Raw genomic sequence first — 235 nt, 5'->3', positions numbered from 1 at the left:
ACGTGATGGCGAGCAAAGCGCCGGCGTTGCCTTTACCGCAGATGAAAAACTGGCCATTGCCAGTCATCTGTCGGCGATGGGTGTGCCGGAGCTGGAAATCGGCATTCCGGCGATGGGAGATGAAGAACGAGAGGTGATGCAAGCCATTGCCGAGCTGGGGCTGTCGTCGCGCCTGTTGGCCTGGTGCCGTTTGTTTGATCAGGATCTGGATGCGGTACGGGGTCTGGATGTGGAT

Annotated in this window: 1 pseudogene; it reads left to right on the top strand. The window is 58.7% G+C overall.

The window, feature by feature from the left end:
- Positions 1-235, top strand: a pseudogene (locus tag Q4563_RS22705) (homocitrate synthase); the annotation flags it as partial.

The organism is Gilvimarinus sp. 1_MG-2023 (assembly GCF_030548285.1).
The sequence above is the reverse complement of the archived record's forward strand: the minus strand, read 5'-3'. Positions and strand labels throughout refer to the sequence as shown.